Source organism: Erwinia aphidicola, from assembly GCF_024169515.1.
GTDB classification, from domain to species: domain Bacteria; phylum Pseudomonadota; class Gammaproteobacteria; order Enterobacterales; family Enterobacteriaceae; genus Erwinia; species Erwinia aphidicola.
Genome location: NZ_JAMKCQ010000001.1, coordinates 3,336,949 through 3,352,005 on the forward strand (window position 1 = coordinate 3,336,949; position 15,057 = coordinate 3,352,005).

Here is a 15,057-nt window from a genome sequence, read left to right on the forward strand (position 1 = left end):
AGGGCAGAGCTAATGACTATAGCGCAAAGCGCTGCAGAAAAGTCCAGTAGCGACCCTGTTTTGCGACTAATTCGGCATGATTACCCTGTTCGATGATTTCGCCGCTGTCCATAACGCAAATCCGGTCAAAATGTGCCAGGCCGCGCAGGCGGTGGGTGACCATAATAAGCGTTTTGTTTTGCGCCACCTGGCGCAGCAGCGCGAGGATCTGCCGTTCGGTTTCCGCATCCAGCCCTTCGGTCGGCTCATCCAGCAGCATCAGATCGCCGCCGTGCAGCAGCGCACGCGCCAGCCCCAGGCGGCGCAGTTCACCACCGGACAGCTGGCGGCCGCCTTCACCGAGCCAGGCGTTCAGACCCTGGCTGTTTTCCAGCAGTTTCTCCAGCCCGACCTGCTGCAGCGCGGCGCTCAGCTGTTCATCGCTTGCGTCGGGCGCGGCCAGCAGCAGGTTATCGCGCAGCGTGCTGCTGAACAGATGCACGCGCTGGGTGACGACGCTGGTGCGCGCACGCAGGTCGGCTTCGCTGTACTGGTCAAGCGGCTGGCCGCTGAGCTGAATCGTCCCGCGTTGAGGATCCCAGGCGCGCGTCAGCAGCTGAAGCAGCGTCGACTTGCCGCATCCGGTGCGCCCCAGCAGCGCAATGTGTTCGCCTGCTGCGATGTCCAGAGAGAGATCCCTGATCGCCAGCGGCGCATTGTCTGCGTAGCCGAAGCTGATGTTGCTCAGCGTGAGCGCAGCCTGTCCCGAGGCCTGCGTCGTAGCCTGGCGGAAGGTGACCGCCGGGCGCTGTTCGATTATCTGCGTTACGCGCTGCGCGGAGGCAATCACATGGCCAAGATGCTGAAAAGCGGTGCCCACCGGACCGAGTGCTTCGAACGCGGAGAGTGCACAGAAGACAAACAGCGCAATATACGCACCCGGATACGGGTCGCCACCAATGCCTGCGGCACTCAGCCACAGCATCAGCGTGACGGCAATTCCGCCCATCAGCATCACCAGCCCCTGTGACAGCCCTGTCAGGCTGGCCTGGCGATGCTGTGCGCTCAGCCAGGCCTGTTCCGTGGCATCCATCGCGTCACGAAAGCGCTGTGCCGCACCATACAGGCTCAGCTCTGCCTGGCCCTGGAGCCAGCGCATCAGGCCGCTACGATACTCGCCGCGCAGGCGGGTAAGATCGGCGCCGACGGGCAGCCCGGCACGGTAAAACAGCGGTGGCAGTGCGACCAGCGTCAGCAGCATCAGGCCGCCGAGCGTCAGGGCCAGATAAGTATCAAGGAAGCTCAGGCCAAAAGTGACCACGACAATCACCACCAGCGCCCCGACCAGCGGTGAAATCACCCGCAGGTAGAGGTGATCGAGCGTGTCGACATCCGCCACCAGTCGGTTAAGCAGCTCTCCCTGGCGGAAGCGGGCAATGCCGGCAGGGGAGAGCGGCAACAGCTTACTGAAGGTAAACACCCGCAGATGCTGCAGCACGCGGAAGGTGCCGTCATGGCTCACCAGGCGCTCAAGATAACGTGCGACGGTGCGGCTGATGGCGGCACCGCGTACTCCGGCGGCGGGCAGCATATAGTTAAAGCTGTAAATCCCTGCGACACCGGCCAGCGAGGTGGCGGCGAGGAACCAGCCGGAAAGCGTAATCAGGCCGATGCTGGCCAGCAGCGTCACCACCGCCAGCAGCATGCCGAACAGCAGGCGCAGAATATGGCGACGATACAGTTTTAAGAACGGCAGCAGGGTTTTCATTCAAGCGATCCTCCGCGCTGAGCCAGCAGGTCAGCAAACGCGCCGGGCTGATTAGCCAGGGTCTGCCAGCGACCCTGCTGGACAATTTTACCGTCGCGCATCAGCCAGATTTCATCCCACTGTGACAGGCGATCGAGCTGATGGGTGATTAACAGCGTGCTTTGCGCATGCGAAGCCGCCAGCAGCGCGTGATTGACGTGCTGCTCGCTGTGCGCATCAAGGCTGGCATCTGGTTCATCCAGCAGCAGCAGCTGGCAGGGCTTCATCAACGCGCGGGCAACGGCAACGCGCTGCGCCTGGCCAACCGACAGGCTGGCAGCCTGGTCGCCGATTTCACTCTCCAGCCCGGCAGGCAGGCGCGGCAGAAACTCGTTGACCCCGGCAAGTTCCAGCACCTGCTGCAGGCGGGCTTCATCGTGGTTGCCGCTCAGCAGAATATTCTGCCGCAGCGTGCTGGCGGGCAGTTGCGGGTTTTGCCCTACCCACGCCAGCTGCAGCTGCCAGTGGGGCAGGGCAATATCGCGCAGCTCAACGCCGTTAACCTGTAACGACCCCTGATAGGGCAGATAGCCGAGCAGCACGTTCATCAGCGAGGTTTTCCCCGCGCCGCTTTGCCCGACCAGCGCCACGCGCTGCCCTGGCTGCAGGGTGAAGCTAAGTGGCCCGGCGAGCTGAATGCCGTCAGCGGTGACGATCGTCAGATCGCTGGCGACCAGGCTGAAGCCAGTGTGTAATTCAGGCGTGAGCTCACCGCGCTGAAGCGCTGCGCCCTCACTCTCTTCAATAAAGGTTTGCAGTGCGTCGGCGGCACCCACTGCCTGCGCCTTGGCATGATAGAACGCCCCGAGATCGCGCAGCGGCTGGTAGAACTCAGGCGCCAGGATTAGCACCAGGAAACCGGCAAACATCGTCACTGCGCCGCTGTAGTGGCCGAAGTCGAACACGCCAAGATAGGAGAAACCGAAATAGACAGCGATCAGGGCAATCGAGATAGAGGCAAAGAACTCCAGCACCGCCGAGGAGAGGAAGGCCATGCGCAGCACTTCCATGGTGCGCTGGCGGAATTGCTCGGAAGCCTCGGCAATATTGGCCGTTTCGGCCTCGGCACGGTGGAACAGGCGCAGCGTTTCCAGCCCGCGCAGGCGGTCAAGAAACTGCCCGCTCAGGCGCGCCAGTGCCTGGAAATTGCGGCGGTTGGCATCTGCGGCGCCCATACCGACCATCGCCATAAACAGCGGGATCAGCGGCGCGGTGGCGAGCAGGATCAGCGAGGCCGCCCAGTTCACCGGGAATAGCAGGATCAGCACCAGCAGCGGAATGATCCCCGCCAGCATCATCTGCGGCAGATAGCGCGCGTAGTAATCCTGCATCTCTTCGATCTGCTCCAGCAGCAGGGTAGCCCAGCTGCCGGCAGGTTTGCCCTGAACCCAGGCGGGGCCGAGATCGGAGAGGCGGTTAAGCACCTGCTGGCGCAGCACCTGGCGGATCGCCTGACCGGTTTTAAAACCGACCTTTTCCCGCAGCCAAGCCAGCCCGGCGCGTGCCGCAAAGCAGGCCAGCAGCAGAATAAAGTGCAGCAGTTGCGTATCGCGCGGTTGATGATCAACCAGCAGCGCCTGCAGCAGCGAGGCGAGGAACCAGGCCTGTGCGAGGATCAGGAGCGCACTTAACGTGCCCAGCATGTAGGAGAGACGCAGCCAGCGATGGCCGTGGACACTCTGACTTTTCAACCAGCGGGTGAGTTGTTGTTGCCGTGTTTTATTCATCTGTTGCCGTGTTGCCCTGACGTAAACAGTAGTGAGGCAGAGGCCCCAGGAAGATCGGTGTCAAGCGCGGCAATGTTACAATGCGGAGGGTGAAAAGGCGACAATTGCTCGTCGCCTTGGGCAAGATTAGCTCAGAGTTTTAACAACTTACTGATTATTTTTAACCAAACCGTCAAGATAACGCTCGGCATCCAGCGCGGCCATACAGCCGGTACCGGCGGAAGTAATCGCCTGACGATAGATATGGTCCATAACATCTCCGGCGGCAAACACGCCCGGGATGCTGGTCTGAGTTGCGTTGCCATGGATGCCGGACTGCACCTTGATGTAGCCGTTTTCCAACTCCAGCTGACCGTTAAAGATTGCAGTGTTCGGGCTGTGGCCGATCGCGACAAACAGTCCGGCAACGTCCAGTGTCTTAGTCTGGTCATCTTTGGTCGAACGCAAGCGCAGGGAGCTGACGCCCATCTGGTCGCCCAGCACTTCGTCCAGAGTATGATCGGTATGCAGCACGATATTGCCGTTTCTGACCTTCTCATTCAGGCGGTCGATGAGGATTTTTTCTGCACGGAAGCTGTCGCGACGGTGAATCAGGTGCACCTCAGCCGCGATATTCGCCAGATAGAGCGCTTCTTCCACTGCGGTATTACCGCCGCCAATCACAGCGACTTTCTGATTGCGATAAAAGAAACCATCACAGGTTGCACAGGCGGAGACGCCGCGGCCTTTAAACGCCTCTTCTGACGGCAGGCCGAGGTAGCGAGCCGAGGCACCGGTAGCGATGATCAGGGCATCCGCCGTGTACTCACCTTCGTCGCCGGTCAGACGGAAAGGGCGGTTCTGCAGGTCGACGCTGTGGATATGGTCGAAGATGATCTCGGTATTGAATTTCACCGCGTGCTCATGCATACGCTCCATCAGCAGGGGGCCGGTCAGTTCGTTAGCATCACCCGGCCAGTTTTCCACGTCGGTGGTGGTGGTCAGCTGGCCGCCTTTTTCCAGCCCGGTGATCAGCACCGGGTTGAGGTTGGCGCGTGCAGCATACACCGCTGCGGTGTAGCCCGCCGGGCCGGAACCCAGAATCAGTAATTTACTGTGTTTCGCCGTACTCATGAGACCCTCATTATTTAACTGGCAAACAGATGCAGCGATTGTAGGGAATTTGCCGGGGCAAAAAAAGCGTTCTGCAATTTTGTTAACAATTAATGAAAAAGGTTTAACCAATCGTGGGCCAGGCAAACGACTGCGCTGTCTGCAAAACAGACTATATGGCCCGGACTATGCCATTTTAAGTCAAAAATAGTCATTGAAAAACAGAGAGACAGCCACTGCTATGGCATGTTGTACTGATTTTATTTGTTTTGCTTTGACAATCGGCTGAGCTTTTGCGAAAACATTATGAGAAGCAGAGGGAATTCGGCCCGGTCTTCCAGGATTTCATCCCGGATTTTCTATTTATGGCCGGATAAACTCAGCCTGTTATGTGCAATGACTCATGGTGTGGACAGACAACATGCGTCAGGTAGATAAAGCGATTAATCCCGCAACAGGCTCACTGTCTTCACTTAGATCAACCCTGTTACATTAATGGCGTTCAGGGTATGGCAGGTAGGGAAGGATTTTAAGAGAGACAATAATAATGGTAGACAATAAAAAACGACCTGGTAAAGACCTCGACAGAATCGACCGCAATATCCTGAATGAGCTGCAGAAGGACGGTCGTATTTCTAACGTCGAGCTTTCCAAACGCGTAGGGTTATCCCCAACGCCATGTCTGGAGCGCGTGCGCCGCCTGGAGCGTCAGGGCTTCATTCTCGGTTATACCGCACAGTTAAACCCGCACTACCTGGATGCTTCTCTGCTGGTATTCGTTGAGATTACTCTGAATCGTGGTGCGCCGGATGTGTTTGAGCAATTTAACGCCGCCGTGCAAAAACTTGAGGAAACTCAAGAGTGTCACCTGGTTTCCGGTGATTTCGACTACCTGTTGAAAACCCGCGTGCCAGACATGTCTGCATATCGTAAACTGCTCGGCGAAACCTTGCTGCGTCTGCCGGGCGTGAACGATACCCGTACCTATGTGGTCATGGAAGAAGTGAAACAAAGTAACCGGTTAGTGATTAAAACGCGGTAACACAGGGCAGGTGCAAAACCTGGTAGTTTTCGGTACACTCCTGTGAATTCATACAGGTTCAGCGTCGGGCATGCCCGGCGCTGTTGCCTTCATAGTTTACAGGCACCTGGAGAGTACTCTTGAGCCAGGAATACACAGAAGATAAAGAAGTTTCGTTACAACCGCTGAGCAGTGGGCGTCGCCTGCTGGAAGCGTTACTGATTATTGTTGCTCTTTTCGCCGTTTATCTGATGGTGGCGTTGATGAGCTTCAACCCTTCCGATCCCAGCTGGTCGCAAACCGCCTGGCATGAACCCATCCACAATTTAGGTGGGGGGGTAGGGGCCTGGCTTGCTGACACGCTGTTCTTTATTTTCGGCGTGATGGCGTACGCCCTTCCTCCGGTGATTTTAGGCCTGTGCTGGATCACCTTCCGTCAGCGTCATTCTCAGGATTACATCGACTACTTCGCGGTAGCACTACGTCTGATCGGCGTGCTGGCGCTGGTAGTGACCTCCTGTGGCCTGGCCGCGCTGAATGCCGATGATATTTGGTACTTTGCCTCTGGCGGCGTGATCGGCAGCCTGCTGAGTAACGCGATGGCCGCCTGGTTCAGCGGTCCCGGCGGCACGTTGACGCTGCTGTGCATCTGGGCGGCGGGCCTGACGCTCTACACGGGCTGGTCCTGGCTGACGATTGCCGAGAAAATTGGCGGGGTAGTGATGGGTGTCTTAACCTTCGCCAGCAACCGCTCGCGCGCCGATGAAAAATGGCATGAAGAGGATGACGAAGCCTATCAGGAAGACGATCGTCCTGCGCGAGAGTCCACCGCGCCAATAATGAAACGCAGCGCGCAGGCGGACGATGCAGACGATGTGCTGCTGGCAAAACCGCAGCCAATTTATGCTGATGTTGAGGATGACGAGCAGCACGATCCGCTGTTGGCGAAACCCGCTGCTGCTGCTGCCGGTGCTGCGGCGGCCAGCGAAGTGGCTGCGGCGCAGCCTGCCGCTCCACAAATCTCCGCGGCGCAGGTTGAAGCTCCTGCCGCAGCGCCAGCGGCACCCGTTCAGGTTTCAACTTCGGTTGAACCCGCTCAGCCGCCGTTATATCGCTTTGAAGTGCCTGCCGCAGCTGAGACCCCGGCACCTTCTGTTCCGGTTCAGCCGATGGAAGATGACGACGGTCCGCAGATGGGCAACTGGCGCGATACGCCAACCTCCTCGCCGTTTGATTTCTCGACGCAGCATGCCTCTCACCCCGCTTCCGTCGCTGCGGCGGCAACCGGTGTGGCCATTGGCGCCGTGGCGCAGTCTGCCACCTCCAATACGCCGTTTATGCCGGGCTTCACCGCCACCAGCGGTGATGAACTTAATCCGCAGGTGAAGCAGGGCATTGGTCCTGAACTGCCGCGCCCGAACCCGGTGAAACTGCCAACCCGTCGCGAGCTGGCTTCCTACGGCATTAAGCTGCCTTCGCAGCGCATGGCGGAAGAGAAAGCTAAACAGCAGGAGCAGAGTCAGGCTCAGCCTCAGGCCTCTTATCACGCTGAAGTCGACGACGAGCAGGATGCAGCGGAACAGGCACAGCTGCGCGAAGCGTTCTTCGCTCAGCAGCAGCAGCGCTACGGCGAAGAGTTTGCCGCTGAAGATGAGGAAGCTCTGGAGCAGGCTGCACTGGCTCGCCAGTTTGCCGACCAGCAACAGCAGCGTTATGCCGCCGAGCCGCAGAACAGCGCGCCAACCTTTAACCTTAATACTGCCGGTGCGTTTGATTTCTCACCAATGGACGATCTGGTTGATGACGGCCCAGCTGAGCCGCTGTTCACGATCGCTGCCGCGCCGGAAGTGGAGCCTGTAGCCCCGCAGCCAGCACAATGGCAGCAGCCGGAAAGCGCGCCGCAGCAACCTGCCGCCTGGCAGCAGCCTGCTCAGGCCCCGGCCGCTCAACAGCCGGTTGCCCCTTCATGGAAGGCCAGTGCGCCTGCAGCGCCGCAGCCGGTTGCCGCTGAAGCACCTAAGCCGCAGGAGCCGGATATGGACAGCCTGATCCACCCGTTCCTGATGCGCCATGAACAGCCGACGTATAAACCGACGACGCCACTGCCTACGCTCGATCTGCTCTCGTCGCCTCCGGCGGAAACCGAGCCGGTCGATCAGTTTGCCCTGGAACAGACCTCGCGCCTGATTGAGGCACGTCTGGCTGACTACCGCGTTAAAGCGGAAGTCGTGGGTTCTTCACCTGGCCCGGTGATCACCCGTTTCGAGCTGGATCTGGCACCGGGTGTCAAAGCGGCGCGTATTTCCAACCTGTCGCGCGACCTGGCCCGTTCCCTCTCAGCCGTTGCGGTGCGTGTGGTGGAAGTGATCCCTGGCCGCCCTTACGTTGGCCTTGAGTTGCCAAACCTGCATCGTCAGACGGTTTACCTGCGTGAAGTGCTGGACTGCCCGGCGTTCCGTGATAATCCGTCGCCGCTATCTATCGTACTGGGTAAAGATATTTCCGGCGATCCGGTGGTGGCCGATCTTGGCAAAATGCCGCACCTGCTGGTTGCCGGTACGACCGGTTCCGGTAAGTCGGTCGGCGTGAACGCCATGATCCTCAGCATCCTGTATAAAGCCACGCCGAAAGAGGTGCGCTTTATCATGATCGACCCGAAAATGCTTGAGCTGTCGGTTTATGAAGGTATTCCGCATCTGTTAACTGACGTCGTTACGGACATGAAGGATGCAGCCAATGCACTGCGCTGGTGTGTGGTGGAGATGGAGCGCCGCTACAAGCTGATGTCGGCACTTGGCGTGCGTAATATTGCGGGCTACAACGAAAAAGTGGATATGGCTGATGCCATGGGCCGCCCAATTCCCGACCCGTTCTGGAAACCGACCGACAGCATGGATATGACGCCGCCAGTGCTGGAGAAAGAGCCGTACATCGTGGTGATGGTCGACGAATTTGCCGACCTGATCATGACCGTCGGGAAAAAGGTGGAAGAGCTGATCGCTCGCCTGGCGCAGAAAGCGCGTGCAGCGGGTATTCACCTGGTGCTGGCAACGCAGCGTCCGTCAGTCGATGTCATTACCGGCCTGATTAAAGCTAACATCCCGACGCGTATCGCCTTTACCGTCTCCAGCAAAATTGACTCACGTACCATCCTCGATCAGGGCGGTGCCGAATCTCTGCTGGGAATGGGTGACATGCTTTATCTGGCGCCAAACTCATCGATTCCGGTGCGTGTTCACGGCGCGTTTGTGCGCGACCAGGAAGTCCACGCCGTAGTGGCTGACTGGAAGGCGCGCGAACGTCCTCAGTATAAAGAGGGCATTCTCAGCGGTGGTGAGGATAGCGAGGCCGGCGGCGGCGGTATCGACGGTGATGAAGAGCTGGACCAGCTGTTTGACCAGGCGGTGCAGTTCGTCGTTGATAAGCGTCGCGCGTCGATCTCCGGCGTCCAGCGTCAGTTCCGCATCGGCTACAACCGTGCGGCGCGCATTATCGAACAGATGGAAGCGCAGGGAATTGTCTCCTCTCCGGGCCATAATGGTAACCGCGAGGTGCTGGCACCACCGCCGCACGAAATGTAACAATCACTCCGGGCCGGCCACGTTGGCTGGCCCGTTGATTTTTTGCCAGCAGTCCCCATATCTGCTCAGTGCCGCCGGGGAATTCAGTTTATTCTTCTGTCGTTCCTGCCAGCGCCTGGCTAAAGTTATCCACGTCACGCTTAACCCGCAACGGGATACAAAAGTTTTAATAAGGATGCCGTAATGAAAAAATTAATGATTTCCTGCTGTTTGCTGGCGGCCTTTACTTCTGCAAGCGTACTGGCAGATGCTGCCAGTGATTTGCAGCAGCGCCTGGATAAAGTGAAAAGCTTCCATGCGACCTTTAATCAAAAAGTGACCGACGGCAGCGGCCAGTCCGTGCAGGATGGTGAAGGTGAGATGTGGGTACAGCGCCCGAATCTGTTTAACTGGCACATGACCGCGCCGGATGAAAGCATCCTGATCTCTGATGGCAAAACCCTGTGGTTTTATAACCCGTTTGTTGAGCAGGTCAGCGCCAGCTGGCTGAAAGACGCCACCAGCAATACGCCGTTTATGCTGATTGCCCGCAACCAGTCGAGTGACTGGAAGCAGTACAACGTGGCGCAAAAAGGCAATGACTTCTCGCTGACGCCGAAAGCGGCGGATGGCAACCTGAAGCAGTTCACCATTAACGTTTCGCCGAACGGTACGATCAACCAGTTCAGCGCGATTGAGCAGGATGGCCAGCGCAGCAGCTACGCGTTGAAAAGCCAGCAAAACGGCTCCGTCAGCGCTGATAAGTTTAAGTTTACGCCGCCGCAGGGTGTGACCGTGGACGACCAGCGTCAGTGAGGTTTGCGTGAGTAATATGTCCCTCGATTTTTCCCGTAATGAATTTCAGCCTCTGGCCGCCCGTATGCGGCCACGCACGCTGGCCGAATATATCGGTCAGCAGCATCTGCTGGCGGCAGGCAAACCGCTGCCGCGCGCGATTGAGGCAGGTCATTTGCATTCGATGATCTTATGGGGACCACCAGGGACAGGGAAAACCACGCTGGCAGAAATTATCGGCCACTATGGCCAGGCCGACGTGGAGCGCATCTCAGCCGTGACCTCAGGGGTGAAAGAGATCCGTGAGGCAATCGAACGCGCCAGACAGAATCGCAATGCCGGGCGCCGCACCATCCTGTTTGTCGATGAGGTGCACCGCTTCAATAAAAGTCAGCAGGATGCTTTTCTGCCGCATATTGAAGACGGCACCATTACCTTTATCGGTGCCACCACTGAAAACCCCTCTTTTGAACTGAACTCCGCGCTGTTATCTCGTGCCCGCGTCTATCTGCTGAAATCTTTGACCGTTGAGGATATCTCAGCGGTGCTCGAGCAGGCGATGGACGACAGCGAACGCGGTTACGGCAAAGAGAACATCGTGCTGCCGGAAAATACCCGCAACATGATTGCCGAGTTGGTTAACGGCGATGCGCGCCGGGCGCTTAACACGCTGGAGATGATGGCGGATATGGCGGAGGTCAACGCACAAGGCCAGCGCGAATTGACGCCGCAGTTGCTCAATGAAGTGTCAGGCGAGCGCAGTGCGCGTTTTGATAACAAAGGTGACCGCTTTTACGATCTGATCTCCGCGCTGCATAAGTCCGTGCGCGGGTCTGCCCCCGACGCGGCGCTTTACTGGTATGCGCGCATTATTACCGCCGGGGGCGACCCGCTGTATGTGGCGCGCCGCCTGCTGGCGATTGCATCCGAGGATGTTGGCAATGCCGACCCACGCGGAATGCAGGTGGCGATTGCTGCCTGGGACTGCTTTACCCGCGTTGGCCCGGCGGAAGGCGAGCGCGCCATTGCTCAGGCGATTGTTTACCTCGCCTGCGCACCCAAAAGCAATGCCGTTTACAGCGCGTTCAAGTCAGCGATGCGCGATGCGCGTGAAAGCCCGGATTACGATGTGCCGGAACATCTGCGTAATGCGCCAACGAAGCTGATGAAGGAGATGGGGCTGGGGGCAGAATATCGCTATGCCCACAATGAACCGAACGCCTATGCCGCCGGTGAAGAGTACTTCCCGGCGCAAATGGCGCAGACCCGTTATTATCAGCCAACCACACGCGGGCTGGAAGGCAAAATCGGCGAAAAGCTCGCCTGGCTTGCTGAACAGGATCAAAATAGCCCGACAAAACGCTACCGCTGACAGTGACGTTGCGGTAAGGTTAGCAATGAATTCAACGTATTCTGCATAAGAGTACGTCCCTTCCTTTGACACTCAAACAATAAGCACAGGACAAGCATGCTCGATCCCAATCTGCTGCGTAATGAGCCAGACGCAGTCGCTGAAAAACTGGCACGCCGGGGCTATAAGCTGGACGTTGATACGCTGCGCGCGCACGAAGAGCGTCGCAAAGTACTGCAGGTAGAAACTGAAAATCTGCAGGCTGAACGTAACTCGCGATCCAAATCCATCGGGCAGGCCAAAGCACGTGGGGAAGATATCGAGCCGTTGCGCCAGGAAGTGAGCGCACTGGGTGAACGTCTGGATGCCGCGAAAGCCGAGCTGGAAACACTACTGACCAGCATTAACGACTTCGCGATGGCTATCCCTAATATTCCTGCGGATGTGGTGCCACTGGGTAAAGACGACAGTGAAAACCAGGAAATCAGCCGCTGGGGTGAACCGCGTAAGTTCGATTTTGCCGTGCGCGATCACGTCGAACTCGGCGAAATGGCTGCCGGACTGGACTTCGCTGCCGCGGTTAAGCTGACCGGTTCACGCTTTATCGTGATGCGCGGTCAGATTGCCCTGATGCACCGTGCGCTGAGCCAGTTTATGCTCGACCTGCACACCGAGCAGCACGGCTACCAGGAAACCTATGTTCCTTACCTGGTCAACCATGCCAGCCTGTACGGTACCGGCCAGCTGCCAAAGTTTGGCGAGGACCTGTTCCATACTCGTCCGCTGGAAGAAGAGGCATCAAGCAGCAACTATGCGCTGATCCCGACTTCGGAAGTGCCACTCACCAATCTGGTGCGCGACGAGATCCTTGAAGAAGAGTCACTGCCGATCAAAATGACCGCGCACACGCCGTGCTTCCGCTCTGAAGCGGGGGCTTATGGCCGCGATACGCGTGGTCTGATCCGCATGCACCAGTTCGATAAAGTGGAGATGGTGCACATCACCCGTCCGGAAGATTCGATGGACGCGCTGGAAGAGCTGGTCGGCCACGCTGAGAAAGTGCTGCAGCTGCTGAATCTGCCCTATCGTAAAGTGCTGTTGTGTACCGGCGACATGGGCTTTGGTTCGCACAAAACTTACGATTTGGAAGTCTGGCTGCCTGCGCAGGATACTTACCGTGAAATCTCTTCCTGCTCAAATATGGGTGATTTCCAGGCGCGCCGCATGAAAGCACGCTGCCGTGCGCGTGGCGAAAAAGCCACCCGCCTGGTGCATACCCTGAATGGCTCCGGCCTGGCAGTAGGGCGTACACTGGTGGCGGTGCTGGAAAACTACCAGCAGGCTGATGGCCGTATTGAAGTGCCGGAAGTGCTGCGCCCGTACATGAAAGGACTTGAGTTTATCGGCTAATCACCTCGCCGATTGCAATGTTCAAAACCCGCCGCTGGCGGGTTTTTTTATGCCGGCGATCGAGCAAAATAAATGATTGAGAGTTTGGTTCGCCCTAAGCCAATTTAAAGAGAATTCAATGAGATAATTCGTGGCGAAAAGTTGTGACTCAGATCTCCCACTCGTTGTAGATAAGAAAATTAAATCGCTGTACTACAAATCGTGCTGTGACTGATTTATTCCGCTTTTACAATTGCTTGCATGGTGGCATTATGCGCGCAAAATCCTCTCTCGCTGCGGTTCTTCACTACTATGTCCACCTGGTCACGCCCTGTTATCGTGCTGCTTTGCGGCTTGCTGCTGATGACGGTCTCAATTGCTGTGCTCAATACGCTGGTGCCACTGTGGCTGACCCATGATGCGTTGCCAACGTGGCAAGTGGGCATGGTCAGTTCCTCTTATTATTGCGGCAACCTGCTGGGCACGCTGATTGCCGGTTGGACGATCAAAAATTACGGTTTCAACCGCAGCTATTATTTTGCTTCCCTGCTGTTCGCCCTGGCAACCGTGGCTTTGGGGCTGGGCACTGGATTCTGGTCCTGGGCGCTCTGGCGCTTTATTGCCGGGGTCGGCTGTGCGTTGATCTGGGTGGTGGTTGAGAGTGCGCTATTATGCAACGGTACGTTGCGCAACCGTGGCCGCCTGCTGGCTGCTTATATGATTATGTACTATATCGGCACCGTCCTTGGACAGCTGCTGGTGAGTAAGGTCTCTACCGAACTGCTGCACGTGCTGCCGTGGGTAACCGGCGTGGTGCTGGCCGCTATCCTGCCGTTGGTATTCTGCCGCGTGACGGCAAACCAGATGGAAGAAGAGGCCACGCCAGGCCGACTGTGGCCGATGTTGCGCCGCCGCAGCGCGCGCCTGGGGATCAACGGCTGCATTATCTCCGGTATCGTTCTGGGCTCGCTGTATGGCCTGATGCCGCTCTACCTTTCCCATCAGGGAATGAGCGACTCGACGATTGGTTACTGGATGGCGCTGCTGGTCAGTGCGGGGATCATTGGCCAGTGGCCGATTGGCCGCCTGGCTGACCGCTTTGGCCGCCTGCTGGTGCTGCGCGTTCAGGTGTTTGTGGTGATCCTCGGTGCGCTGGCGATGCTCGGTAATGCGGCGATGGCTCCCGCCCTGTTTATCCTTGGCTGCGCCGGTTTTACGCTGTATCCGGTGGCGATGTCCTGGGCTTGTGAAAAGGTTGGGCACCACGAACTGGTGGCAATGAACCAGGCGCTGCTGCTGAGCTATACGGTGGGTAGCCTTGCCGGTCCGACGATGACGTCAATGCTGATGCAGAGCTACTCTGACCGCGTGCTGTTTGTGATGATTGCGGCGGTAGCGCTGGTTTATCTGGTGATGCTGCTGCGTAAAGCCGATCATCATGCGACGCCGGTGGCGCACGCATAAAAAAAGGTCGACCGGAACAAAGGGTCGACCTCTACAGAGTTCGTTCGAAATTTTTTGCAGGGGCGGGTCTTCTTTTGCGGCCCACCCTTTAATACATCACGTAGTGGCCGTAACCTTCCAGAATACCCTTCACCCGATCCATGGTTTCGGCTTTCGGTGGGTGAACGCCATCCAGCTTGTACTCCTCCCCCATCGCTATCCATTTATGCTTGCCGAGTTCGTGGTAGGGCAGCAGCTCAATCTTCTCAACGTTACCCATATCGCGGGTAAATTCACCCAGTCGATGCGCAGAATCATCATCATCTGAATAGCCAGGCACCACCACATAGCGGATCCAGGTGCGAATTTTACGCTTTGCCAGGTAGCGGGCAAAATCCAGCGTGCGGTGGTTAGACACGCCGACCAGCACCTGATGCACGTCGTCATTCATCTGCTTGAGGTCAAGCATCACCAGATCGGTTACGTCCAGCAGTTCATCAATCACCGGGTCGTAGCGGCGCACAAAACCGTTAGTGTCGAGGCAGGTATGAATACCTTCGGCATGGCAGGCGCGGAACCAGTCGCGCACGAACTCAGCCTGTAATATCGCCTCGCCGCCGGAAGCGGTGACGCCGCCGCCGGAAGCATTCATAAAGTGACGATAGGAAACCACATCCTTCATCAACTCTTCGACGGTAATCTCTTTGCCACCGTGCGTGTCCCAGGTGTCGCGGTTGTGACAGTACAGGCAGCGCATCAGGCAGCCCTGGAAGAAGGTGATAAATCGGATGCCGGGGCCGTCGACGGTCCCGCAGGATTCAAATGAGTGAATACGGCCGGTAACTGACATTGCGATGAGTTCTCCACGGTGACACAGTCTTTAGCTGTGTTTT

General features: G+C 57.7%; 10 protein-coding genes. 6 read left to right on the forward strand and 4 right to left on the reverse strand.

What is annotated here, in order from left to right; genetic code table 11:
- Positions 1–16: 16 nt before the first annotated feature.
- From cydC to trxB, 3 genes are all read right to left on the reverse strand, one after another.
- The gene (gene cydC / locus J2Y91_RS15650) at positions 17–1,747 is read right to left on the reverse strand and encodes a heme ABC transporter ATP-binding protein/permease CydC (protein ID WP_133624073.1); all 1,731 of its coding nucleotides are present in this window, start codon (positions 1,745–1,747) and stop codon (positions 17–19) included.
- Positions 1,744–3,513, reverse strand: a complete 1,770-nt coding sequence (gene cydD, locus J2Y91_RS15655) for a heme ABC transporter permease/ATP-binding protein CydD (protein ID WP_253538747.1) — start codon at positions 3,511–3,513, stop codon at positions 1,744–1,746. The genes cydC and cydD overlap by 4 nt, the downstream gene beginning before the upstream one ends.
- 147 nt (positions 3,514–3,660) lie before the next feature.
- Complete coding sequence (gene trxB / locus J2Y91_RS15660; RefSeq protein WP_048916547.1) at positions 3,661–4,626, reverse strand: thioredoxin-disulfide reductase; 966 nt, start codon at positions 4,624–4,626, stop codon at positions 3,661–3,663.
- Positions 4,627–5,152: 526 nt separating this feature from the next.
- Here trxB and lrp point away from each other — a divergent pair.
- From lrp to J2Y91_RS15690, 6 genes are all read left to right on the forward strand, one after another.
- A complete protein-coding gene (gene lrp / locus J2Y91_RS15665; RefSeq protein WP_006118610.1) occupies positions 5,153–5,647 on the forward strand; it encodes a leucine-responsive transcriptional regulator Lrp in 495 nt (164 codons plus the stop codon).
- 119 nt (positions 5,648–5,766) lie between these two features.
- Positions 5,767–9,207 carry a DNA translocase FtsK 4TM domain-containing protein gene (locus J2Y91_RS15670; protein WP_133624071.1) on the forward strand — a complete coding sequence of 1,147 codons (3,441 nt, stop codon included), beginning with the start codon at positions 5,767–5,769 and terminating at the stop codon, positions 9,205–9,207.
- 183 nt (positions 9,208–9,390) lie between these two features.
- Entirely contained in the window at positions 9,391–10,002 is a 612-nt protein-coding gene (lolA, locus tag J2Y91_RS15675; RefSeq protein WP_048916545.1) for an outer membrane lipoprotein periplasmic chaperone LolA, read from the forward strand.
- Between the two features lie 7 nt (positions 10,003–10,009).
- Entirely contained in the window at positions 10,010–11,353 is a 1,344-nt protein-coding gene (locus J2Y91_RS15680; RefSeq protein WP_133624070.1) for a replication-associated recombination protein A, read from the forward strand.
- A gap of 96 nt (positions 11,354–11,449) precedes the next feature.
- Entirely contained in the window at positions 11,450–12,742 is a 1,293-nt protein-coding gene (gene serS / locus J2Y91_RS15685; protein WP_099754065.1) for a serine--tRNA ligase, read from the forward strand.
- Positions 12,743–13,033: 291 nt separating this feature from the next.
- On the forward strand, positions 13,034–14,185 hold the full coding sequence (locus J2Y91_RS15690; RefSeq protein WP_187497543.1) for an MFS transporter: 1,152 nt from the start codon (positions 13,034–13,036) through the stop codon (positions 14,183–14,185).
- A gap of 88 nt (positions 14,186–14,273) precedes the next feature.
- Here the strand turns inward: J2Y91_RS15690 and pflA are convergent, their stop codons facing one another.
- Positions 14,274–15,014, reverse strand: a complete 741-nt coding sequence (gene pflA / locus J2Y91_RS15695; RefSeq protein ID WP_048916541.1) for a pyruvate formate lyase 1-activating protein — start codon at positions 15,012–15,014, stop codon at positions 14,274–14,276.
- Between the last annotated feature and the right edge of the window lie 43 nt (positions 15,015–15,057).

What these genes read in the sequence shown, in the direction of transcription:
- J2Y91_RS15690 (WP_187497543.1), top strand. Translation starts at nt 13,034, where the DNA reads ATGTCCACCTGGTCACGCCCTGTTATCGTGCTGCTTTGCGGCTTGCTG.
- cydD (WP_253538747.1), bottom strand. Translation starts at nt 3,513, where the DNA reads ATGAATAAAACACGGCAACAACAACTCACCCGCTGGTTGAAAAGTCAG.
- pflA (WP_048916541.1), bottom strand. Translation starts at nt 15,014, where the DNA reads ATGTCAGTTACCGGCCGTATTCACTCATTTGAATCCTGCGGGACCGTC.
- lolA (WP_048916545.1), top strand. Translation starts at nt 9,391, where the DNA reads ATGAAAAAATTAATGATTTCCTGCTGTTTGCTGGCGGCCTTTACTTCT.
- serS (WP_099754065.1), top strand. Translation starts at nt 11,450, where the DNA reads ATGCTCGATCCCAATCTGCTGCGTAATGAGCCAGACGCAGTCGCTGAA.
- cydC (WP_133624073.1), bottom strand. Translation starts at nt 1,747, where the DNA reads ATGAAAACCCTGCTGCCGTTCTTAAAACTGTATCGTCGCCATATTCTG.
- lrp (WP_006118610.1), top strand. Translation starts at nt 5,153, where the DNA reads ATGGTAGACAATAAAAAACGACCTGGTAAAGACCTCGACAGAATCGAC.
- trxB (WP_048916547.1), bottom strand. Translation starts at nt 4,626, where the DNA reads ATGAGTACGGCGAAACACAGTAAATTACTGATTCTGGGTTCCGGCCCG.